Annotated in this window: 16 protein-coding genes and 7 pseudogenes; 12 read left to right on the forward strand and 11 right to left on the reverse strand. The window is 37.5% G+C overall.

What is annotated here, in order from left to right; translation table 11 throughout:
* Positions 1–13 precede the first annotated feature (13 nt).
* The 3 genes and pseudogenes from ACLKMH_RS18450 to ACLKMH_RS18460 all read left to right on the forward strand — a co-directional run bounded on the left by ACLKMH_RS18450 (position 14) and on the right by ACLKMH_RS18460 (position 4,845).
* Positions 14–712, forward strand: coding sequence for an efflux RND transporter periplasmic adaptor subunit (locus ACLKMH_RS18450; protein ID WP_413702394.1), 699 nt, complete (start codon positions 14–16; stop codon positions 710–712).
* On the forward strand, positions 712–1,785 hold the full coding sequence (locus tag ACLKMH_RS18455; RefSeq protein WP_413699426.1) for an efflux RND transporter periplasmic adaptor subunit: 1,074 nt from the start codon (positions 712–714) through the stop codon (positions 1,783–1,785). The genes ACLKMH_RS18450 and ACLKMH_RS18455 overlap by 1 nt, the downstream gene beginning before the upstream one ends.
* A pseudogene (locus ACLKMH_RS18460) lies at positions 1,782–4,845 on the forward strand (efflux RND transporter permease subunit). The gene ACLKMH_RS18455 and the pseudogene ACLKMH_RS18460 overlap by 4 nt, the downstream one beginning before the upstream one ends.
* A 67-nt stretch (positions 4,846–4,912) precedes the next feature.
* On the opposite strand, the gene ACLKMH_RS18465 reads toward ACLKMH_RS18460, so the two are convergent.
* Both ACLKMH_RS18465 and ACLKMH_RS18470 read right to left on the reverse strand, forming a co-directional pair.
* Positions 4,913–6,331, reverse strand: coding sequence for a sensor histidine kinase (locus ACLKMH_RS18465; protein WP_413699427.1), 1,419 nt, complete (start codon positions 6,329–6,331; stop codon positions 4,913–4,915).
* Positions 6,331–7,017 carry a response regulator transcription factor gene (locus tag ACLKMH_RS18470; RefSeq protein WP_413699428.1) on the reverse strand — a complete coding sequence of 229 codons (687 nt, stop codon included), beginning with the start codon at positions 7,015–7,017 and terminating at the stop codon, positions 6,331–6,333. Before ACLKMH_RS18470 ends, ACLKMH_RS18465 begins: the two co-directional genes overlap by 1 nt.
* A 374-nt stretch (positions 7,018–7,391) precedes the next feature.
* Here ACLKMH_RS18470 and ACLKMH_RS18475 point away from each other — a divergent pair.
* Both ACLKMH_RS18475 and ACLKMH_RS18480 read left to right on the forward strand, forming a co-directional pair.
* Positions 7,392–8,847: pseudogene (locus ACLKMH_RS18475) on the forward strand (catalase).
* 97 nt (positions 8,848–8,944) lie between these two features.
* Positions 8,945–9,304, forward strand: coding sequence for an ankyrin repeat domain-containing protein (locus tag ACLKMH_RS18480; RefSeq protein ID WP_413699429.1), 360 nt, complete (start codon positions 8,945–8,947; stop codon positions 9,302–9,304).
* 192 nt (positions 9,305–9,496) lie between these two features.
* On the opposite strand, the gene ACLKMH_RS18485 is transcribed toward ACLKMH_RS18480, so the two are convergent.
* The gene (locus tag ACLKMH_RS18485; protein WP_413699430.1) at positions 9,497–10,468 is read right to left on the reverse strand and encodes a hypothetical protein; all 972 of its coding nucleotides are present in this window, start codon (positions 10,466–10,468) and stop codon (positions 9,497–9,499) included.
* Between the two features lie 459 nt (positions 10,469–10,927).
* On the opposite strand from ACLKMH_RS18485, the pseudogene ACLKMH_RS18490 reads away from it, so the two are divergent.
* The 6 genes and pseudogenes from ACLKMH_RS18490 (at position 10,928) to ACLKMH_RS18515 (ending at position 16,076) form a co-directional block, all read left to right on the forward strand.
* Positions 10,928–11,900: pseudogene (locus ACLKMH_RS18490) on the forward strand (DctP family TRAP transporter solute-binding subunit).
* Between the two features lie 250 nt (positions 11,901–12,150).
* A complete protein-coding gene (locus tag ACLKMH_RS18495) occupies positions 12,151–12,798 on the forward strand; it encodes a TRAP transporter small permease (RefSeq protein WP_413699431.1) in 648 nt (215 codons plus the stop codon).
* Between the two features lie 2 nt (positions 12,799–12,800).
* Positions 12,801–13,391, forward strand: coding sequence for a TRAP transporter large permease subunit (locus tag ACLKMH_RS18500; RefSeq protein ID WP_413699432.1), 591 nt, complete (start codon positions 12,801–12,803; stop codon positions 13,389–13,391).
* Complete coding sequence (locus ACLKMH_RS18505; RefSeq protein ID WP_413699433.1) at positions 13,312–13,563, forward strand: TRAP transporter large permease subunit; 252 nt, start codon at positions 13,312–13,314, stop codon at positions 13,561–13,563. Before ACLKMH_RS18500 ends, ACLKMH_RS18505 begins: the two co-directional genes overlap by 80 nt.
* The gene (locus tag ACLKMH_RS18510) at positions 13,499–14,176 is read left to right on the forward strand and encodes a TRAP transporter large permease subunit (protein WP_413699434.1); all 678 of its coding nucleotides are present in this window, start codon (positions 13,499–13,501) and stop codon (positions 14,174–14,176) included. The genes ACLKMH_RS18505 and ACLKMH_RS18510 overlap by 65 nt, the downstream gene beginning before the upstream one ends.
* A gap of 214 nt (positions 14,177–14,390) precedes the next feature.
* A pseudogene (locus ACLKMH_RS18515) lies at positions 14,391–16,076 on the forward strand (NAD-dependent malic enzyme).
* A 59-nt stretch (positions 16,077–16,135) separates the two neighbouring features.
* Here ACLKMH_RS18515 and ACLKMH_RS18520 read toward each other — a convergent pair.
* The 7 genes and pseudogenes from ACLKMH_RS18520 to ACLKMH_RS18550 form a co-directional block, all read right to left on the reverse strand.
* Positions 16,136–17,451: pseudogene (locus ACLKMH_RS18520) on the reverse strand (sigma-54-dependent transcriptional regulator).
* A 13-nt stretch (positions 17,452–17,464) separates the two neighbouring features.
* Positions 17,465–17,575: a hypothetical protein gene (locus ACLKMH_RS18525; protein ID WP_413699435.1), complete on the reverse strand. Its 111-nt coding sequence runs from the start codon at positions 17,573–17,575 to the stop codon at positions 17,465–17,467.
* Positions 17,536–18,075: a sensor histidine kinase gene (locus ACLKMH_RS18530; protein WP_413699436.1), complete on the reverse strand. Its 540-nt coding sequence runs from the start codon at positions 18,073–18,075 to the stop codon at positions 17,536–17,538. Before ACLKMH_RS18530 ends, ACLKMH_RS18525 begins: the two co-directional genes overlap by 40 nt.
* Before the next feature lie 16 nt (positions 18,076–18,091).
* Entirely contained in the window at positions 18,092–18,694 is a 603-nt protein-coding gene (locus ACLKMH_RS18535; protein WP_413699437.1) for a hypothetical protein, read from the reverse strand.
* Complete coding sequence (locus tag ACLKMH_RS18540; RefSeq protein WP_413699438.1) at positions 18,694–19,275, reverse strand: cache domain-containing protein; 582 nt, start codon at positions 19,273–19,275, stop codon at positions 18,694–18,696. Before ACLKMH_RS18540 ends, ACLKMH_RS18535 begins: the two co-directional genes overlap by 1 nt.
* 419 nt (positions 19,276–19,694) lie before the next feature.
* Positions 19,695–20,969, reverse strand: a pseudogene (locus ACLKMH_RS18545) (O-acetylhomoserine aminocarboxypropyltransferase/cysteine synthase family protein).
* 166 nt (positions 20,970–21,135) lie between these two features.
* Positions 21,136–22,013: pseudogene (locus ACLKMH_RS18550) on the reverse strand (DMT family transporter).
* A 171-nt stretch (positions 22,014–22,184) separates the two neighbouring features.
* On the opposite strand from ACLKMH_RS18550, the gene ACLKMH_RS18555 reads away from it, so the two are divergent.
* Positions 22,185–22,436, forward strand: coding sequence for a hypothetical protein (locus tag ACLKMH_RS18555; RefSeq protein ID WP_413699439.1), 252 nt, complete (start codon positions 22,185–22,187; stop codon positions 22,434–22,436).
* Positions 22,437–22,438: 2 nt separating this feature from the next.
* Here the strand turns inward: ACLKMH_RS18555 and thiQ are convergent, their stop codons facing one another.
* On the reverse strand, positions 22,439–23,143 hold the full coding sequence (thiQ, locus tag ACLKMH_RS18560) for a thiamine ABC transporter ATP-binding protein (protein ID WP_413699440.1): 705 nt from the start codon (positions 23,141–23,143) through the stop codon (positions 22,439–22,441).
* Positions 23,144–23,178 lie beyond the last annotated feature (35 nt).

Here is a 23,178-nt window from a genome sequence, read left to right on the forward strand (position 1 = left end):
ACGTGATAAACAACTGTTTGAGAAGAAGCTAATCAGTGCTAACGCCTTTGATAAGTCCGAAACTGATTATAAAACGGCCCTAGCAAATTTAGATGAAGCGCAAACTGAGCTTAGTTTTACTAAAATAAAAGCACCCTACGATGGCATTATCTCCCTGAGCTTTGTTAAGAAACATCAATATGTTAGTGCTAAAGAAACGGTACTCAATATTATCAATACCGATAATCTTGATATTAACATCTCATTACCAGTGCCTTATGTTGATAGTTTAGGTATTGAAGCACTTAAACAATTTTCCCTATCGGTTTCCTTCGATATCCAAAGTCAAATTATGATCCCGGCTACCTTTAAAGAAATGTCGACTCAACCAAATAGCGATACCAATAGTTACAGTGCGACGGTGCAAATTAAACGCCCGACAGGTATGAATATTCTCACAGGAATGACCGGAAAAGTGTTTATTCATCATGCTCAAAAGAACTTAAAACTAACCTTACCAGAGGGTGTTTGGGTCACTAGAAATGAAACCTCTGGTTCAGTATGGCGTTTAAATCCTGAGGATAGTTCAGTGCATAAAGTACACCTTGAAATCGATTCTTCCGGTGCACTTTCCGGTGATTTAAAATCAGGCGATCTTATCATTACTGCTGGTGCGAAGGGTTTGTATGAAGGTCAAATTGTGAGAGCTTGGGAACGTGAGGCAGGCATATAATGAAATATAAAATATCTAAATTAGCACTACTTCCATTGCTGGTGCTACTTCTTTCAAGTTGTCAGGAAACGGATCAAAAAATCGTTAAACCTGAATTAATTTTTTCAGGCTTTACTGTTCAAAACTCAGTAGAAAATCAATATCGAAACTTTAAAGGTGCGGTTATCCCTGCGGATCTCACTCCACTGGCTTTTCGTATTGAAGGGGAATTAACTGAAGTTGTTGTTAGTGCAGGACAAAAAGTGAAAAAGGGACAACTGCTTGCACAACTAGATGATAGTCGTCTGCAACAGCAACTTATAGACGCTAAAGCACAATACGAATTAGCGGTAAAACAGCAACAACGAGGTCAAACACTGAGTGCACAGAATATGATTTCTGGTTCTGAGTTAGATGAGTTAACCGCTAATAGACGTATTGCCGAGGTGAGACATAAATCCAGCGCCAATCAATTAAATTACAGCAAACTGTATGCACCATTTGATGGCTATATTTCTGATATTCCTAAAAAGAATCATGAAAGTGTTAATCCAGGTGAAACCATTGTTAGTATTTATCGTGACGATATTGTGCAAATACGAATTGGTGTTTCAGATGTAGTTTTAGCAATGATAAACCCAACGGCTAAAACCAAGCAATATGATATTCGCACTACTTTTGCCGGTGAAAGTCGTTCTTTTATGATTAATTATCAAGAGCATACCAGCGAGCCAATTGAAGGTGGTAATGCCTTTGAAATTATTTTAGAAATGCCTCAGGTCACCCCCGCTATTTTGCCAGGTAGTACAGCTAACCTTGATGTTGATATGGCGCAAGCTGGGCTAACCCCTGTGACAGGCTATCAGATTCCCATGACTGCCATTGATGCCGGAGATAAACACGGCGAGTTTTTCATTTGGAAGTATATTGAGGGTAAAGCGTACAAACAGGCTGTTGAAATAACAGAAATTAATCAAGATGGTGCCGTTATTATTAAAGGCCTAACTAAGGGCGATACCATTATTAAATCAAATCTTAAAAAATTACGTCATGAAGCACCTGTAACAATCGCAGTAGAGGATAACCAATTATGAATATTGCCGAGTATTCAATTAAGCATCGTGTCATTAGCTGGATGTTTTTTACCATCTTAGCCATAGGTGGCATACAAGCATTTCTTGGCTTAGGTCGATTAGAAGATCCTGAATATACCATTAAACAAGCACTGGTTATTTCTACTTATCCCGGCGCATCGGCGGAAGAAGTTGAAGAAGAGCTGACTTATCCCTTAGAAAAACAAATTCGCCTATTACCTTATATTAAAAACATTACCTCTATTTCTTCTCGAGGTATGTCGCAAATTACCGTAGAAATGAAGTCTATCTACGATAAAGATGCGCTTGCACAAATATGGGATGAAATGCGTCGAAAAATCAACGATCTTTCTCCAAGTCTGCCTTCTGGTGTTGACTCTGTGAGTATTCTAGATGATTTTGGTGATGTTTACGGCATTATTTTAATGCTCACTGGTGACAGTTATTCCTATGTTGAGTTAGAACAATATGCCGACGTATTAACCCGTGAAATGGATCTCATACCTGGCGTGGGTAAAGTCGCTAAGGGTGGTAATCAACAGGAACAATTGTTTGTTGAGTTTTCACTGGATCGTTTAGCGTCACTGGCCTTAGATTTAAACAGTGTCATTGGCTTATTAACAACACAAAACAGCGTGCTATCTGCCGGTGAACTAATGATAAACGGGCAAAGTTTACAGATCCGCCCTAATGGTGCGCTTAATTCCGTTGAGCAATTAGAAAACTTAATCATACATGGTCGTGACACTGGTAATCTGATCCGCCTTAAGGATGTTGCTAGCATATCCCGTGGTATTCAAGAAAAACCTAGTAGCATAGTGACCTTTAACGGTAAACCAGCAATTAGTTTAGGTATCTCTTTTACCTCGGGTGTTAACGTGGTGAAAATAGGTGAAAAAATCGATCAAAGATTGGCTGAGCTGGAGCACTTAAGACCAGCTGGTTTAGAACTGAACTATTTTTACAACCAAGCTCAGGAAGTTGATAGCTCCGTTAAAGACTTCGTAATTAGTCTCGTTGAAGCGGTTGCGATTGTTATCGTGGTACTACTTTTCACAATGGGCATGCGTAGCGGTATCATTATTGGTTTAGTTTTATTATTAACTGTTTTTGGTACCTTTATGCTGATGAAGGTCACCGATATTGAATTACATCGAATATCATTAGGGGCACTTATTATTGCCTTGGGTATGTTGGTGGATAACGCCATTGTGGTGGTCGAAGGTATTTTAGTTGGCCTACAAAAAGGTAAAACAAAACTACAGGCATCTATTGATATCGTTAAACAAACCCAATGGCCACTGCTTGGGGCAACGGTTATCGCGATCACAGCCTTTGCGCCAATCGGACTTTCCTCGGATGCAACCGGGGAATTCATGGGCTCCCTATTCTGGGTATTATGTTACTCATTATTTTTAAGTTGGGTAACGGCTTTGACCTTAACGCCTTTCCTTGCAGACTTACTGTTAAAAGAATCGGATGGCAATACTAACAACGAAGAAGTAGACCCTTACAAAGGTGCGTTGTTTATTGTATTTGGTGCTTTACTCAAATTCTGTATACGCTTCCGTTGGTTAACAATCATTGGCATGGTTGGATTGTTAATGGGCGCAGTGGTTGCTTTTGGTATGGTTAAACAAGCTTTCTTCCCTGCCTCTAACACGCCTATGTTTTACGTTGATTTATGGATGCCTGAAGGCACTGATATTCGTGAAACTATTTTGCAAACAAAAGAAGTTGAGAAATACATCAGTGAACCAGGACGGTGTTGATTATATAGCAACTACCTCTGGCCAAGGTATGCAACGCTTTATGCTTACCTACTCACCAGAGAAGTCCTATGAAGCCTACGCACAAGTTCAGGTACGTGTAGATGATAAAAATTTAATCAATCCTATGATTGCTAAATTACAAAGTGAATTGCCTCAACGCTTTGCAACACCAGATTATCGTTTCCGTATTCTTGAATTCGGACCTTCACCCGCTTCTAAAATTGAAGCGCGTATTTCAGGCCCAGATCCACAAGTATTAAGATCACTCGCGAAACAAGTAGAGGATGTTATGAGTGCCGATGAAGGCGCACGTAATGTTCGTCATGATTGGCGTGAACGTAGTAAAGAACTAGTGCCACAATTTAACGAATCAAAAGCACGTCGCTTAGGTATTTCTAAAGAAGATCTTTCTAATACTTTACAAACTGCTTTTGGTGGCTCAACCATTGGATTATTCCGAGATGGTACACAGATGTTACCTATCATTACTCGTTTACCAGAAGATGAACGTGTGAACTTTTCAACGGTGAAAAATCTAGGAGTGTGGAGTCCAACACTTCAAAGTTATGTTCCACTTGAGCAGGTTATTGATGGGATCACTATGGAATGGGTTGAACCACTTATTCTACGTCGTGATAGAAAACGTACTTTAACAGTACTTGCTGACCACGATATTTTAGGTGAAGAAACTCCTGCAGTGTTGTTCTCGCGTCTTCGTCCACAGGTTGAAGCCATTGAATTACCTGAGGGTTATGACATTGATTGGGGTGGTGAATATGAATCCTCCTCCGATGCACAAAGTATGCTATTTGGCTCATTGCCTTTAGGTTACTTGTTTATGTTTATCGTGACGGTATTTTTGTTTAACTCAATGAAAGAACCTTTAGTTATCTGGTTTACGGTACCCTTAGCCATTATCGGGGTCTCCATTGGGTTATTAGGGACTAATATGCCCTTTACTTTTACCGCGTTGCTCGGCTTATTAAGCCTCAGTGGTATGGTACTCAAAAACGGTATTGTATTAATGGATCAGATAAACCTCGAATTGAGTTCCGGTAAACAACCTTATCAAGCCGTTTTTGATAGTGCCATTAGTCGTGTAAGACCGGTAAGTTTGGTCGCATTAACTACTATTTTAGGTATGATCCCATTAGTCTTTGATGCCTTCTTTGGTTCAATGGCGGTGACGATTATGGCCGGACTTGGTTTTGCCACCATTCTAACCTTAATTGTTGTACCTGTTATGTTTTCAATCTTTCATGGTGTAAAAGCACCTAAGAAAGCTTAACTCTTAACATCGACAATTACCTTGAAAAAAGACAAACGCCAGCAATATTGCTGGCGTTTTTTATTCTCTAAATTAACTGTAAACTAGATAGGAAACGAAACTTTAAAGCAACTACCATAACCTTCGCCTTGAGAAGAGACACTAATTTCTCCCCTTGCATTTCAACCAAGCCTTTAGTAATGGCTAGCCCTAAGCCCATTTTACCTGCACTCCCACAGCGTGAAGCCTCGGCACGATAAAAGCGATTAAAAATAAAGGGTAAGTCTTTTTCATTAATACCACATCCATTATCTTGTACAGTAAAGATAATTTTTTTCGATAACTCGGTGTCTACTTCAAAACCTGCTTTAAGGGATATTGTGCCCTCCTTGGGAGTATAACGTATTGCGTTACTAATCAAGTTACCTAGTACCTGAACCATCCGCTCTTCATCAAGTTTAACTATGTTGTTAGCTTGATTAGCGCAATCAACCATTAGATGAATATTTTGCTCACAGCACAATTGACAATAAAGCATATTTACACGCTCAAGCAAAGCTCTCACATCAACCTCTGAAATATCCAAAGATAGCGTTTTATCATCAGTTTCAGCGAGTAAGCTCATATCCTTAATAGATCTCTTAATATGCTCTAGTTCTATCGCGATGGTATTAATCCTGTTTTGGTCTAATTCAAGCACCCCCTGCTGAGCCATTTCAATATAACCAGAAATAACCTGTACAGGTGTGCCTAATTCATGAGTTATATCGGCGGTTAACTGCCTTCTTTGTTTATCTGAAACCGCCAAATCATGGCTCATTTGATTAAATGCTCTTGATAAATCACCAATTTCATCGTTACTTACAATGGGCACGCTCTGCTTTAATTCCCCTTTAGAAATAGCGCTCGAAGCTTGGGTTAAGGAGTGAATTGATTTAAGGAAAAAACGCGCTAAAAGTACCGCGGTTACTATCGAACCTAATAAAGTGATCAACACTGAAACAATCAGTATTTCATTTAAATTATCAAAAAAGATTAACATTTCTGCCTGCATGCTGATACCGACTTCATCGGCAGGTAATACCCAGGCAACAACTTGTCTATCAACGATTACTGGTTTTGAGTTTAAGAAATAAGCATCTGGAACTCTATCTCCTATTCTGAAGTGGAGATACGGCAACAATGCCTTCCTATCTTTATCAACAATACTGTGTGCAACAACTCGTTTAGGAGGTGAAGTTTCTCCTTCATCAATTTCTTCCTGCTTTTCAGCATTGACTTTTCTAGGGTGTAATGTATGAAAATAGTCTCTAAAACCAACCAATGAATACTCAATTTGATACCAGTTCTCAACCTCTCTCACCATTTCCTGCAATTGGTAATCTAAGGTTAATTTCCTCAATCGTTGTTCAGAGGTTAAGTAGGTTAGCAGGTACATGAATAGCGCCGTAAAAAGACTAATAACAATATAGGTGGTCATTAATTTTGCACGGATAGTAATACGCATTAGCTAGTCAACCTTAATCGATAACCAATACCAAAAATCGACTCTATACTTAGTTGTCCTTCTATTAATGGCTCTAGTTTTATTCTTATATTTCTAATATGTATTTTCAGGGTCGACTCTAAACCACTGTACCCTTCATTAATTAATTGAGTACAAAAAGTAGCTTTAGTCACAGTATGCTCAGCATTTTGCATTAATAAATACAATAAAGTTAACTCTGCGACGGTTAACTCAATCAGTTTTCCATTAATGGTTAGCTCTTTATTTTCTGTATTTAAAGTTAATGAAGCAACTCTAAGTAATGTTTGAGGAATAGCATTACCCGCTGTTCTTTTCAGTACCGCTTTTAGTCTCATTAGCATTTCATTCATTCTAAATGGTTTGGCAATATAATCATCAGCACCTAATTCAAAGCCTTTTACAATATCAGCCTCTTGTTGTTTAGCGGTGATCATTATGACTGGCAATTCACTGGTTTGACGTAATTTTTTAATAAATTCATAACCATCCATTTGAGGCATCATTACGTCGAGTAAAATTATGTCAGGCTTATGTTTAGTTAATTTATGCAGGCCTTCTTTGCCATTAGAGGCACATATAACCTGATAACCATGAGTAGTTAATACATCTGTTAACATGATTTGCACATTAATTTTATCATCTATCACAAGCACTGTTTGCTTCATAAAGCCTTCAATTACGTAGTAGGTAAAAAGGTAAAGAATATTTATTAAGGACTGATGTAATTATTTTTGATCATTGTAACAATAATAAACCATTGTCAGAGTAAAACAGGCGCAAAGCTATTATTTGATCTACCTTAAGTTAATTGTAATTTTATTGTTACTTTCAAAGAGTATAGCCAAATCAGCACTTTTTGTGGTTTAGAACTTGTTTAGAGCATTTTTTATAATTTCAATAAACCATTGTTAATTTATTGATTTAACAATTATTAAAAATTTTAATGCTCTACCCTAAATCTAAACCATTTCCTATTTCTATATTGATATCGTGAAATTAGGAAAAATAGCTCCTCATTTTAAACTAAACGGAGAAACACATGAAAAAAGATGAAAAACTAACCACAGTTAATGGTTGTCCAGTCGCAGATAACCAAAATGTACAAACGGCGGGTCCTCGTGGTCCAATGTTATTACAAGATGCTTGGTTTCTAGAAAAATTAGCTCATTTTGATAGAGAAGTGATTCCAGAGCGTCGTATGCACGCTAAAGGTTCAGGCGCTTACGGTACATTTACCGTGACTCATGATATTTCAAAATATACTAAAGCAAAAATATTCTCTGAAGTTGGTAAAAAAACAGATTTGTTTTTACGTTTCTCTACCGTGGCGGGTGAGCGTGGTGCGACTGATGCTGAACGTGATATTCGTGGTTTTGCAATGAAATTTTACACTGAAGAAGGTAACTGGGACTTAGTGGGTAATAATACACCTGTATTTTTCCTACGTGATCCACTTAAATTCCCAGATCTAAACCATGCTGTTAAGCGTGACCCACGTACTAATTTACGTAGTGCTCAAACCAACTGGGATTTTTGGACTTTATTACCAGAAGCGCTACACCAAATCACTATTTTAATGAGTGAACGTGGTATTCCTCGTACATATCGCCACATGCATGGTTTTGGTAGCCACACATTTAGCTTCCTTAATGCAGACAATGAGCGTTTTTGGGTGAAATTCCACTTAAAATCACAGCAAGGCATTGAAAACCTAAGCGATCAAGAAGCTGAAGAATTAGTGGGTAAAAACCGTGAAAGTCACCAGCAAGACCTTTATGAAGCTATCGAACGTGGCGAATTCCCTCGTTGGGATGTTAAAGTTCAAGTGATGCCTGAAAACGAAGCGCAAGAATATCGTTTCCATCCATTTGATCTCAGTAAAGTATGGCCACACGCAGACTACCCATTAATGGATGTTGGTGTAATGGAACTTAATCGTAACCCAGACAACTACTTTGCCGAAGTTGAGCAAGCGACTTTCAACCCAGCAAATATCGTCCCAGGTATCGGTTTCTCACCAGATAAAATGCTTCAAGGTCGCCTATTCTCTTACGGTGATGCACAACGTTACCGTCTTGGTGTTAATCATGTACACATTCCTGTTAATCAGCCTCGTTGTCCGGTTAATTCTTACCATAGAGATGGCTTTATGCGTGTTGATGGTAACTACGGAAGCACCAAAGGTTATGAGCCAAACAGTTTAGGTTTATGGCAAGAACAACCAGATGTGAAAGAGCCACCACTCGCACTTCAAGGTGATGCATATAACTGGGACTATCGCGAAGATGACAGTGATTATTTCACACAACCAGGGGATTTATTCAACTTGATGACTCCTGAGCGAACAACAAATCCTTTTTGACAACACTGCGCGTAACATCGGTGGTGCTTCAATTGAAGTACAACAACGCCATATTGGTAACTGTTACAAAGCCGCACCAGCATACGGTGAAGGTGTTGCAAAAGCATTAGGGCTTTCAATAGAAGGCTTATAATAACTTAAGTTAAATTATATTTAATTAAGTTAGACCATTAATCTTGCAGGCCAAATACTGGCCTGCATTTTTTTAAACTCACAAGTTAAAGATAATTATGAAAAACTGGAATGATTATAAAAAAACCTATCGCGCTGAATCTGATATTTTTGATTTTGCGAGAACAGGTGATTTAAGAGGTTTTGCTAATCTTTTACAAAAAAATGAAACATTAGATTTAAATGCCACTAATCAAAAAGGCTATTCTGCATTGATGTTAGCGGTTTATAACGGTGAACGAGACTTTTGTGAAGCGTTATTAAGATGTGGTGCTGATGTTCACTCAAGAGACTTTATTGGTAATACAGTGTTAATGGGATCAGCTTATAAAGGTGACCTAGATATTGTTAAACTATTATTACAATTTGGCGCAAACATTAGCGACACAAACCAAACTAAGATGACAGCTCGAGATTGAGCAGCAATGTTTGGTAGAAAAGAAATCGTAAAATACCTTGATACAACTTACCCAGCATCCTCAAAGGGAGCGCAAAATAATAGCTCTCAATTGAAAAATATTTTACGCTTCTTAAAGTTATCTTTTATCATGTTAAATCAGCAATTAAAGGCAAAATTCCAAAAGACTCAATAAATAAAATTAATAACAAGCCTATTTCACTGTATACCGTAATAACACTTCATTATCGAGTACGACATTAGTAGACCAAATAAATGAAGCGCCGGCCCCAGAAAACTTTTCTTTGAAATTCATATATGCATTTTTATTGTTAACACCTATCACCCGTTCAGTATATAAAGTCGCTTTTGGCCAACCTGATGCATCAAATGATTCAGCCATCCAATCATCAGGTGTTTTCCAATGTAAAGCATAGGCTTGATCACCCTGCTTAGAACCTTCAGTCGAACAATTTTCCGATAAACGTGCGCCCTCTTTCTCACTTAAGCAACTAAAATCGAAAATAGGAGAAGTATAAAAAGTTTGTGCTAACCAATCTCCACTAGTCACTGTGCCATCACTAAAACTGGCAATAAAACCACCATCACCGGGGTGATATTTTGAACCTCGGTTGCTTTCAGATCCCAGACCTAGGTTTTCTTCCCAGTCGATCACTTTAACCGCGATGGTATAAGGTTTGCTGACTTTAAATTTAACAATACTTGAATTAAAAGGTGTAAAAGGCACTGAATCCACAGCAATTAATTTACCATTGATATAAAGCTCAAAATAATTATCAGCGAAAATATAACCAGTGACTTCTTCACCCTCTTCATCAATGGTCACAACAGGAACATTGTCGCTATAAACAGACTTTAAACTGCTTGGTGTGACACCTGTACATTGTTCATATAAATCAAATGCTTTAGGTGCCGTTGTATATTGATTGCTCGCAGGCATCTGCCAGACAAGGCCATCACTTGATGTCACCTCTCCCACCCGAGCAATGCGACTATAACCCGACTCACAATCAAATAAATTATCTGTGAGCGCTTTTGTCGCACCTTGGCTGACACTCGCGGTGCCTTTATATTGATTAATATTAGTAACTTCGGCAAAGGCAAGTGGCCCTTGCAACATCGAAGCGAGTAGAGTCGAGCCGATAAAAAGCTTATTCATTTGCATGTCTGTTCCCTATAGAAAATTGATGTCATTACACAGTATAGACTTAATTTAAAACCTATAAGAATGATAAATTTGCTTATTTAAGAAACTCACAAATACCCCTCATATTTAACACTTTATACTAACAAAATTTCAACCTTCATTTAACAAAACCAGTAAATCAAAGATACCAAAGCATTAGAAATATCAAAGTGGGCGAAAGTTCCCCCAAATCATTTTATAGCTGGGGAGATCCCCCACTTTCAATTGTTAATAAATAATACAAATTGTTAAATAAAAGTAAATAACCCACATCAAACAACGCTTTAGCAACATATTTATAACATTGGCATGTCCGTTGCTATGTAGTGAGTAGTTCTACCCGAATCCTGTGTCATTTAGATACAGTGATGAAACAAAAAAAGACACTATTACCGAATGAGGAATGCAAAATGTTAAAATCTCTTACAATGTTATCTATTGGTACAGCGAGCAATACTTACTAGCTTCAATGCAGCGACTAACTGTGATCCAGGTGAAATCGTGATCAAGTTTAGCCATGTAACGAATACAGATAAACACCCGAAAGGTGTAGCGCCTTCTTTATTAGAAAGCAGAGTTAATGAAGAAATGAATGGTAAAGCTTGTATGGAAGTGTTCCCTAACTCAACACTTTATGATGATGACAAAGTTTTAGAAGCCTTATTAAATGGTGATGTGCAATTAGCGACTCCTTCGCTTTCTAAATTCGAAAAAATCACCAAGAAATACCGTATTTTTGATTTACCTTTCTTATTTGAAGACGTCGTCGCGGTAGATCGTTTCCAAAACTCTGAAGCAGGCGAAAAACTAAAAAATTCAATGCAACGTCGTGGTGTGAAAGGCTTAGAATTCTGGCATAACGGCATGAAGCAAATGTCTGCAAATAAACCTCTTATTCTTCCTGAAGATGCAAAAGGCTTAAAATTCCGTGTACAAGCGTCAGACGTGTTAGTTGCACAATTTGAACAACTTGGTGCTAACCCTCAAAAAATGTCATTTAAAGAAGTTTACGGTGGCTTACAAACTAAAGTAATCGATGGTCAAGAAAACACTTGGTCAAACACCTACGGTAAAAAATTCTTCGAAGTACAGGATGGTGTAACTGAAACAAATCACGGTATTTTAGATTACTTAGTCGTGACATCAAATGATTGGTGGGATGGATTACCAGGTGATGTACGTACTCAATTAGCAACGATTTTAAAAGAAGTAACTGAAGTAAGAAATGCTGAATCAAGCAAAGTGAATGAAGCAAATAAACAGAATGTTATTGCCGCTGGTGGTGTAGTTCGTAGTTTAACTGCAGAAACAACGTGGTGCATGGGTAACTGCACTTAAACCTGTTTGGGAAAAGTTTGAAAAAGATATCGGAAGCGACATGATTGAAGCCGCTCTAGCGTCTAATAAGTAAAACCCATTTGCATCACAGGCAGGTTGTTTAATGAGCCTGTGATGCAAACTAATATAAGCAATAACACATCTATTCAGCACTCCTTCAAATTGAAGGGATTTTTATTAAATTAGACTGTCAGCAATTTATGCTTAGTTTAAGTAGAAAAGCACAGTTTAGTCGTTTAAATGAATATTTTCAGTAATGAAATAAGCTTAAAAACGGCGACCTGAGTAGTAACAAAATAACTACTTTAAATTCGGAGCAAGGTATGGAAACTGGATTTTTTACCCGAGTCGGGCAATTTACAGATTATATGGAAGAGACATTAATTGCGCTCTTTTTGGGATTAATGACTTTATTAACCTTCGCAAATGTTGTCGTCCGTTATGTATTTAACAGCAATATTCTATGGGCCTTAGAGTTGACTGTTTTTATGTTCGCTTGGATGGTTCTGGTAGGCGCTTCATTTGGCGTAAAAAAACATTTTCATATTGGTGTCGATGTGGTTATTAATTTAGCCCCTGAACGTTTGAAAAAAATATTCGCACTTGTTGCGGTGTTTTCTTGCCTGTTTTTCTCCATCACCCTATTAATTGGCTCTTGGAACTACTGGGTTCCTTTTATTACAGACAGGGCATGGTATGAAACGGAAGATATTCCAATGCCTGAAATTTTACAATTCCTTTCTGATTGGTTTAATGAGGGTGAACGCTACGAAAAATTACCGCGCTTTATACCTTACATGGCATTGCCATTAGGTATGGCGATGATGACCTTTAGATTTATGCAACTCGCTTGGCAAATCATGACCAACAAAATTGATCGCATGATTGCAAGTCACGAAGCGGAAGAAGATCTTGAGGAATTTTTAGAAGAAGACCAAGCAAACTCAAATAACTCAGAGAAGGGAGCATAATCATGGCAATGTTATATTTATTTTTAATGGTTATCGCTTTTATGATTATTGGCGTGCCTATTTCTGTTTCACTTGGTCTTTCAAGCATACTATTTTTACTTGTTCATTCAGATGCATCTTTAGCATCCGTTGCACAAACCTTATTTAATGCCTTTGCAGGACATTATACTTTATTAGCAATTCCCTTCTTTATCTTAGCTTCAAGCTTTATGGCGACAGGTGGTGTTGCAAAACGTATCATTCGTTTTGCGATTGCATTAGTTGGCTCATTACGAGGCGGTTTAGCAATGGCTTCGGTTGTTGCCTGTATGATGTTTGCGACTTTATCCGGTTCATCACCAGCAACAGTAGTTGCGATTGGTGGTATTGTCATCGCGGGTATGGTGAAAAATGGTTACAGCAAAGACTTTGTTACTGGTGTTATATGTAATGCAGGTACTTTAGGTATTTTGATCCCACCATCTATTGTAATGGTCGTTTATGCATACCGCAACAGATGTATCTGTAGGACGCATGTTTTTAGGTGGCGTATTACCAGGTTTGTTAGCAGGACTTATGTTAATGCTAGCAATTTATATTTATGCTCGTGTTAAAAATATCCCAGCTCAACCTTTTGTCGGTTGGAAAGAAGTCTTTGATTCAGCAAAAGATGCTGGTTGGGGTTTATTACTGATTGTTATTATTCTTGGTGGTATTTACGGTGGTATTTTTACTCCCACTGAAGCTACCGCTGTGGCGGCTCGTTTATGCTTTCTTTATCTCTAATTTTGTATATAAAGATATGGGGCCACTAGCAGATAAAGAACCGGCAGAAAAAAGAGCTCTTCCTTATTGGCGTAAAGCATCTCACGCTCTTTGCCATGAGGATACCCGTAAAACGCTCTACGAAGCGGGTAAGTTAACTATCATGTTAATGTTCATTATTGCTAATGCATTAATCCTAAAACATGTATTAACTGAGGAACGTATTCCACAAATGATCACGGAAGCAATGTTATCTGCAGGCTTAGGTCCAATTGCCTTTTTGATTGTAGTTAACGTGTTATTGTTGATTGGTGGACAATTTATGGAGCCATCAGGGTTACTGATTATTGTTGCACCTTTAGTGTTCTCGATTGCTATTGCTCTTGGTATTGATCCTATTCACTTAGGTATCATGATGGTGGTGAATATGGAAATCGGCATGATAACCCCGCCCGTTGGTTTGAATTTATTTGTTACCGCCGGTGTCGCTAAAATGTCTATGATGCGAGTAGTTAAAGCATCATTACCTTTAGTTGGTGTGATGTTCCTTTTCTTAATGATAGTGACTTATATTCCTTGGGTATCAACCTGGCTACCAACATTAATGATGGGACCAGAAATCATTACCAAATAACCCTAATACACTAAATATAAAGATAATAAAAAGTGGCCATTAATTTGGTCACTTTTTTAATCATTTTTCGCAATAAAATTTCACCTTTAAAAATAAAAGCAGGTGATTAAGTTTGTAAACTGCTTGTAAGTAATATGTTAAACAGACAAAATACTCATAGTACTTTTTAACCACCCATTGCTTTCTTTCAACCTAGATTTGATACCGAGGATTTATGCCATTTCAACGACCTTTATATATTCCATTTGCAGGCCCAGCATTGCTAGAAGCGCCGTTACTCAATAAAGGCAGTGCTTTTTCACAGGAAGAGAGAGACAGTTTTAATTTAACCGGCTTATTACCCCATAATATTGAAACGATCGAAGAACAATCAAAACGCGCCTATCAACAGTTATCCTCGTTTAGTTCTGATTTAGACAAGCATATTTATTTAAGAAATATTCAAGATACCAACGAAACACTTTTTCATCATTTAATTGAGCAACACCTAGAAGAAGTGATGCCATTAATCTATACCCCAACCGTTGGGGCGTACCTGTGAACAATTCTCTAAAATTTACCGTCGTAAAAGAGGATTATTTATTTCTTATCCAGAACGCCATAAAATTGATGACATGTTACAGAATGCAACTAAACAAAACGTTAAAGTCATTGTTGTAACTGATGGTGAACGTATTTTAGGACTTGGTGACCAAGGTATTGGCGGAATGGGGATACCAATCGGTAAATTATCTCTGTACACAGCCTGTGGAGGTATTAGTCCCGCATATTGTTTACCAATAGTATTAGATGTGGGTACCAATAATAGCCATTTGTTGGATGACCCTATGTACATGGGTTGTCGTCACCCGCGTATCACTGGCGATGAATATAACGAATTTGTGGATCTTTTCATTCAAGCAGTTCGTCGTCGCTGGCCTCAAGTATTATTACAATTTGAAGATTTTGCGCAAACAAATGCAACACCACTATTAACTAAATATCGTGATGAACTTTGTTGTTTTAATGATGATATTCAAGGAACCGCGCTGGTTTCCGTTGGCACCCTGATTGTGAACCTGTCTCAATAAAAAACAAAAACTGAGTGACCAACGTGTTGCCTTTTTAGGCGCTGGATCAGCAGGTTGTGGTATTGCTGAACATATCGTGAGACAAATGCAACGTGAAGGTTTATCTGAAGAGCAAGCAAGATCACAGGTATTTATGGTTGACCGATATGGCTTACTTACTGATGACATGCCAAATTTACAATCATTTCAACAGCCTTTGGCACAAAAATCTGCAAACTTAACTGATTGGGAAAGTGCACAATCCCTTGGCTTAGCACATGTTGTGAGAGAGGCTAAAATAACAGTACTAGTTGGTGTAAGTGGTCAGCCAAACCTATTTACCCAAGAAATCATTAGCGACTTATGTAATAACACTGCGCAACCGATTGTATTACCTTTGTCTAACCCAACCTCGCGAGTAGAGGCAACACCACATGATATTATCAGATGGAGTGAAGGCAAGGCGATTGTCGCAACGGGTAGTCCTTTTTCTGCGGTTTTATACGAAGGCGAAACCTTTGAAATATCACAATGTAATAACAGTTATATTTTCCCTGGTATTGGCTTAGGGGTACTAGCGACACGTGCGACATCTATTAGTGATAATATGTTAATGGCGACGAAGTCAGTCTCTAGCAGATGCATCAATGCAATATACAAAAGCTAAAGGCGCCCTTTTACCTTCATTAAATGAAATCAAAGATATTAGTAAATCTATTGCTTATGCCGTCGCTCAGCAAGCCATTGAAGATGGTGTTGCACCGCCAATTTCAGAGGAAACTATGCAACGTCGTTTATCAGAAAACTTCTGGACGCCTAAATACAGAACTTACCGACGCACTTCATTCTAGACTATTACATGGTCACGTTTTTAAATAAAACGTGACCATGTAAATAATCGATACACCCTTTATTCACTTTTATAATTCTGCTTCTCTAAACCGTGTTTTTGCATTTTATCGTATAAAGTTTTACGGGCTAAGTTTAATGTGCTCATGGTATCTTTAATGCTACCACCGGTTATTTCTAAGGCTTGTTCTATCAGACTTTTTTCAAAAGCCTCTACCTGAGCAGATAAACTTAAACCAACATTTTCGGTATTATTATCATTATTTAACCCAGATAACGAACCTAATAAAATAAAACGTTCAGCTAAGCATTTCGTAATTCTCGAACATTCCCCGGCCAATCATGTGCCATTAGCGCCTGTAAATCACTTGTTGGCAACGCTGGTGCGGCTTTTCCATAACGCGCGACTGTCACCAGCAAAAAGTGATGAAATAGAATAGGAATATCTTGTTTGCGTTGCTCTAAACTCGGCAAGTTTAAGGTCACCACATTAAGGCGATAATAAAGATCTTGTCTAAAATCAGGCGAGCTTGTTAAGTCAATTTTAGTGGCGCCTATAATACGAATATCGAGATCAATAGCGGTATTTGAGCCCACTCTTTCTAAACTACGCTCTTGCAAAACTCGTAATAATCGCACCTGTGCTTGCATTGGCATAGACTCTATTTCATCAAGAAATAAAGTTCCTCCCTGTGCATATTCAAATTTACCAATACGTAAATTTCCCGCCCCCGTAAAGGCGCCTTTTTCATGACCGTATAATTCACTTTCAATGAGGTTTTCAGGCACTGCACCACAGTTAACCGCTACAAAATTATTTGACCTGCGCTGGCTTTGCTCATGCAAGGAACGAGCGACTAATTCTTTGCCTGTACCTGTTTTACCAAATAACAAAATATCCGCATGTGTATCCGCGACCTGTGCAACCATTCTTCGTAACTCCACCATACTTGGCGTATTACCAATAATCCTTGGGCCAAGCGTATCTTTGCTTTGTAATGCTTTTTTAAGTTGCTTGTTTTCCATGGTTAATTGACGTTTTTCAATTGCTTTGCGCGTTGTTTCAATTAATCGATCTGAAGAAAAAGGTTTTTCAATAAAGTCATAAGCTCCTTCATGAATTGCCTGCACTGCCATAGATATATCACCATGGCCTGTGATTAGAATAACCGGTAAATCAGGATCCTGTTTCGCTAATGTATGTAATAATTGTTTTCCAGATATGCCCGGTAAACGGATATCAGATATCACAACAATCGGTGTAATGGTTTTCATTGCTAGCAAGGCTGATTCTGCATCCGCAAAAAACTGCGCATCGATATCGGCGAGTTCAAAGGTTTGTTCATTAGCAATTCTGAGGTCATACTCATCATCAATAAAAAAACTGGGTTCATTTTAACTCCTGAATTTGTTGTGGTAATACGACTTCTGCTATGGGCAGTGAAATAGAAAATTTTGCCCCTAATTCGAGTGTGTTTTCAGCCCAAAGTCGCCCTTGCATACTATTAATAATTTGTTGCGATATTGATAACCCCAAACCAAGCCCTGATTCTTTGGTCGTAAAAAAGGTTCAAATAACTGCCCGATCACTGACTCTTCGATGCCTGGTCCAGTATCTACCACTTCCACTAAGGCATTTTGTTCTGAGGTAGATAAACTGACAAGAATATTTTTAATCTCACTCTCATGCATGGCTTGAATAGCATTAGAGAATAAATTCACTAATATTTGTTCAAGTTGTATAGGCTCGGCTTTCACTAGAATGGTATTTTTAGGTAGTTCAAACTCTAAGGTCACCTGACTGGCTTTTAGTCGCGGTTTAACCAACTCGTAGGAAGCTAATAAAACCGGCTGTAAAGAGATAACAGACATCACACCATCTGATTTACGAGCAAAGGCTTTTAACTGTGAACTAATGGTCGCCATTCTTTCTGTTAAATGAGTAATACGCGCTAAGTTACTGCTCACTTTATCAAGTTTTGAACGTTCAAGAAAAGCCACTGCATTATCGGCATAGCTACGTATTGCGCGCTAAGGGGTTATTTAATTCATGGCTAATGCTCGCAGATAGTTGCCCTAACACAGCTAACTTAGCCGCTTGAATTAATTCTTTTTGGGTATTTTTTAAGGCTATTTCAGCTTTATGTCTTTCATTAATTTCAGCGTGTAAAGCTGAAGTTCGTTGCATAACCTGAAATTCAAGTTGTTGATTTGCAGTCGCTTGTAAACGTTCTTTTTCTTCATGACGCATTCGTCTTTGTATGAACAATTCTAAGGTCAGATATAACAAAACAAAGAATAAAGTGAGTAATAAAACCAGCACAAATACACTATAAGTAACACTTATTGTTGAGACGAATACACGCACATTCCAACCTGACTTGCTATAGGCTTTGCTCACAGCCAAATAATTTTTAGGTCTTGCGTTACCCAAGGCAATACGAATTTTTGAAGGGCTTTGTTTAAGCTCTCCAGTAAAAGTTAATTTCTCTATGTGCTTATCTAAATAACGCTCTTCCGCTTTGATTTCAAATTGAACACTATCCGTTAATGTTTCAATACTTTGAAATAACCAAGAGTCTTCAGTGGAAATAAACACTACTCCATTAGCATCCGTCACTAAAAAATGCTGTGGTTCTTCACTCCAATTTTTTCAATGGATGAAATGTCCATTTTCACAACCACGACACCGATCACCTCGCCCGCATAACGCACAGGATAAGAGTAATAATACCCTCTTAAACCAGAAGTCGAACCTAATGCAAAATACTCTCCCTGTTTTCCATTTATTGCCTGTTTAAAATAAGGTCTAAAGGAAAAATTTCTGCCAACAAAAGAATGCTCCAATAACCAATTACTAGCCGCAATAGTGTTACCTTTGGTATCAAGTAAATAGGTATCCGACGCACCTATGATTTGATTAGTGGAATTTAAATGGCGATTAATGATTTCACGTAACGCGCTATTATGAGGCGTTTTTAAAGCGTCTACCATCAGACTCTGACGACTTAATAGTTGCGGAATATAGGTGAAATGCTCAAGTTGACTTTCAAGGTGACTGGAGAACAGATCCAGTTGTTGTTTGCTGGTATTGATCAATTGTTGGTAATTGTATTGCCATAACCAAGTCGCCGACGAAAGACTAACCAACCAATATAAACTAAAAACAATAAACGGCATGCGACGATTATTTAATTTCATTAATATCATCCCTGCCCTTTTGTTATTAATAATATAATGTCTAGATAGTATGTAATAAGCAATTGATTTTACTATTAAGTAACGGATTATTTGATAGGAAAATCACATAAAAATTAATTAAAACGACAAGTTCAAACAAGTTTGAAAGGAAAAGTTAATGGAAAGCATAAATAACCTCAGTTCTGGATAAGCAAAACGATACAGTACCGTTATTTACGCGTATTTCTGCGTTAAATCATCACCCAATAACCCGTTATTGCTTCGATAATTCGCCTTGAACTACGCAAAACTAACTGCACTGTATTACATATCTTTTAAGTTATTAAAGTTTAATGTTATTTCGCTTCCATTATCCAGAACTGAGGTTAAATAACAAAAAAGCACCCAAAAGTGCTTCTCTATTTTGTACACAGTAAAAATTAAATGGCGACTAATGCTTGCTCAACATCAGCAATAATATCATCGATATTTTCAATACCCACAGAAATACGAATTAACTCTTCGCTAACCCCTGCTTTTTTAAGCTCTTCTGTATTCAATTGACGATGTGTTGTAGATGCGGGGTGGCACGCTAACGACTTCGCATCACCAATATTAACTAAGCGTAAAATCATTTGTAAGGCATCGATGAACTTACCACCAGCAACTGCACCACCTTTAACACCAAAGCTTAAGACACCCGATGCTTTACCGGCACAAATTTTCTGACAAGTTTCATAATAAGCACTACTTTCTAATGTCGCATAGTTAACCCATTCTACTTTGTCATGTTCACTTAAATAACGTGCTAATTTCTCGGCATTTTCACAGTGACGCTCCATACGAAGACATAAGGTTTCTAAACCTTGCATAATTTGGAAGGAATTCATTGGTGAAATAGCTAGCACCTGTATTACGTAATGGCACAACTCGACAACGTCCAATATAAGCGACAGACACCTAACGCTTCGGTATACACAACATCATGGTAAGAAGGATCTGGTTCATTTAATACCGCAAAACGTTCTTTGTTCGCAACCCAGTCAAACTTACCTGAGTCAACGATAATGCCACCAATCGACGTACCATGACCACCAATATATTTAGTAAGCGAATGCACCACGATATCAGCACCAAATTCAAAGGGACGACATAACACAGGGCTTGCAACAGTATTATCAACAATCAAAGGTAAACCATGTTTATGTGCGATATCAGCTAGCTTTTGGATATCTACAATATTGCCTGCCGGGTTACCTATGGATTCGCAAAAAATAGCACGGGTATTATCATCGATAGCATCTTCAAAGCCTTGGTAATCATCAAAGGATACCATACGTGTTTCTATGCCCTGCTTTGGAAAAGAATGCGCAAAAAGGTTGTATGTTCCACCATAAAGCTGACTGGTACTAACAATATTGGTACCTACTTCACAGATACATTGAATTGCATAGGTAATAGCAGACATGCCCGAGGCAACAGCTAAAGCCGCAATACCGCCTTCCATCGCCGCAACACGTTGTTCTAAAACATCGGTTGTCGGATTCATAATACGCGTATAAATATTGCCAGGTACTTTTAAATCAAAAAGATCTGCACCATGTTGTGTATCATCAAAGGTATAAGAAGTGGTTTGATAAATAGGCACAGCAGTACGCTTTTGTTGTTTCTTCAGACTGATAACCATGGTGTAAAGCTAGTGACTCTAGTTTCATAAATACCTCAAAGTAGTTAAATAAATTACCGCAATAGAAAAGATAATCAAAATAAGATCCCGATAATCGGATCATAAATAATACTGTTTAACACCTTTTACTAAAGATGTTTAGTTAATATTGTGAAAATGAGAGCTACAACCATTAGCATTTAAAATAGTAATGCTTATTTATTTTTTATTTGTTGAATCAACAGACCACTAATAATCAATACTAACCCCACAACCGTGGCCGGAAAAATCGGTTCATCAATAATCAGATTCAATAAACATAAAGAAACAAAGGGAGAAATGAAAATTAAATTACTGATCTTAGAGGTATTTTCCGCATAGCGTAATGCCGTTAACCAAGCCACAAATGCAAAACCCATTTCAAATAAACCAATATAAATAGCACCAAACCAACCTTGCCAATCCAACATTTTAAAATCACTTAAAATGTACGTTAAAAGGATGATGGCAGGTAAACCAAGTAAAAAACATAATAATAATGAGACAATAGGGTCGCCACTTTTTTTAGTATTTAAAATCCAGTACATAGCCCAAAGCAACGTACTTAATAGCGCTAGAGAAACGCCTAGCGGGCTGGAAAAATCTAAGGCTAATAAATCACCTTTAGTGGCAATCACTAATGCCCCACCATAGGCAAAGATAATAGCAATGATGTCTTTTTTACTCAGCTTTTGACCAAGAAAAGGAACCGCCAAAATACTTAATGTGATAGCCCAGGTATAATTTAACGATTGAGCCTGTTGGGCAGGTAAAAGATCATATGCTTCAAATAAAAGAAGGTAATATAAACAAGGGTTAATTAGCCCTAATAGGAGAAAATAAAGGGGGAATTTAGAAAATACTGCTTCAGTAAAGGTAGTGTTTTTTGTTTATAACAAATTCCAACTAACACAAATATAGTAGTACAAGATGCAACTAATAACATTTGGATAGGTGCAAAATAGTCTAGTGTTATTTTAAAAGCACTTGCTACTGTGGACCACATTGCGACAGCAACTAAGGCAAAAAAAGTTGCTTTTTTTTGGTTTTTTATCATGAAGTTAACCTTAAAATGGTTGGTTTTTACTAAAAACAACCCAATTGAAGAAGCTAATATTACTTTAAAAGTGAGACCTAATTTTTAGCAAATAAAAGAGCTAAAATAATTATTACGATAGATATCAAGTATACTGAATTTGAATATAACCTAAGAAAGGATAAAACCATGCTATTTTTTTATATTATTTGCGGTTGTTTAATTTTTGCTCTCTCTGGTTTTGTTTTTCACATCAACCGCTTAGCAATTTATCGTAGACGCATTATTCGACATTTTAGCAAGCAAACTGATTATTCACCCTTTATGTTAACAAAGGGTCAAGAAGCACATATTAAGCAGTGTTTTTTCAAGGGTGACAGCGTTCAAAGTTGTATTGATACATTAGCCGAGCAAGTTAACCATAAAAATAAAAGTGATTAGCCTTATAAACCCGCTTCAACAAACTGACATAATTTAGAATTAATATGTAGATTATTTAAAACACTTATTTTTTCAACTGCCGTACAATTACCTTGTTCAATAAAAACAAAATGCGATGCCACACTTAAAGCATCGGCAATATGATGTGTGACCATCAATACCGTTACTTTATTTACATGTGCTAACTCTTTAACTATCGCTAACATTTCCGTTCGTAAAACAGGATCTAATGCAGAAAAAGGCTCATCTAATAATAACAAAGGTTTATTTTGCACAAAACATCTGGCTAAGGCTACACGTTGCTTTTGACCACCCGATAATTGCTCAGGAAAACGCTCTAATAAATCATCAATTCCTAATTGCTGGCAAATATCAAGAATACTCTGCGATTGTGATGAAGACAGTTTTAAACCAGGATTTAAACCAATGCCAATATTATCTACTACTTTTAAATGAGCAAAAAGGTTTTGTTCTTGAAATAACATTGATAAAGGTCGTAGGTGAGGAGCGACATTAATTACCGAGTTGTTATCAATGCAAATATCACCTTCAATAGGTGAAATAAAACCAGCCGCTAAATTAAGTAAAGTGCTTTTACCCGCTCCACTTTCGCCTAAAATCGCCACAAGGCTTCCCGAGTCAATATTAAAATCAAAACAAAAGTCCTGAGCTTGGTATTGATACTTGATATTATTAAATTTAATCATCTGTATTGATTCAATCTCTTTACTGGGATAGTGAA

It is taken from the genome of Psychromonas sp. KJ10-10 (assembly GCF_047323245.1).
Classification (GTDB): Bacteria; Pseudomonadota; Gammaproteobacteria; order Enterobacterales; family Psychromonadaceae; genus Psychromonas.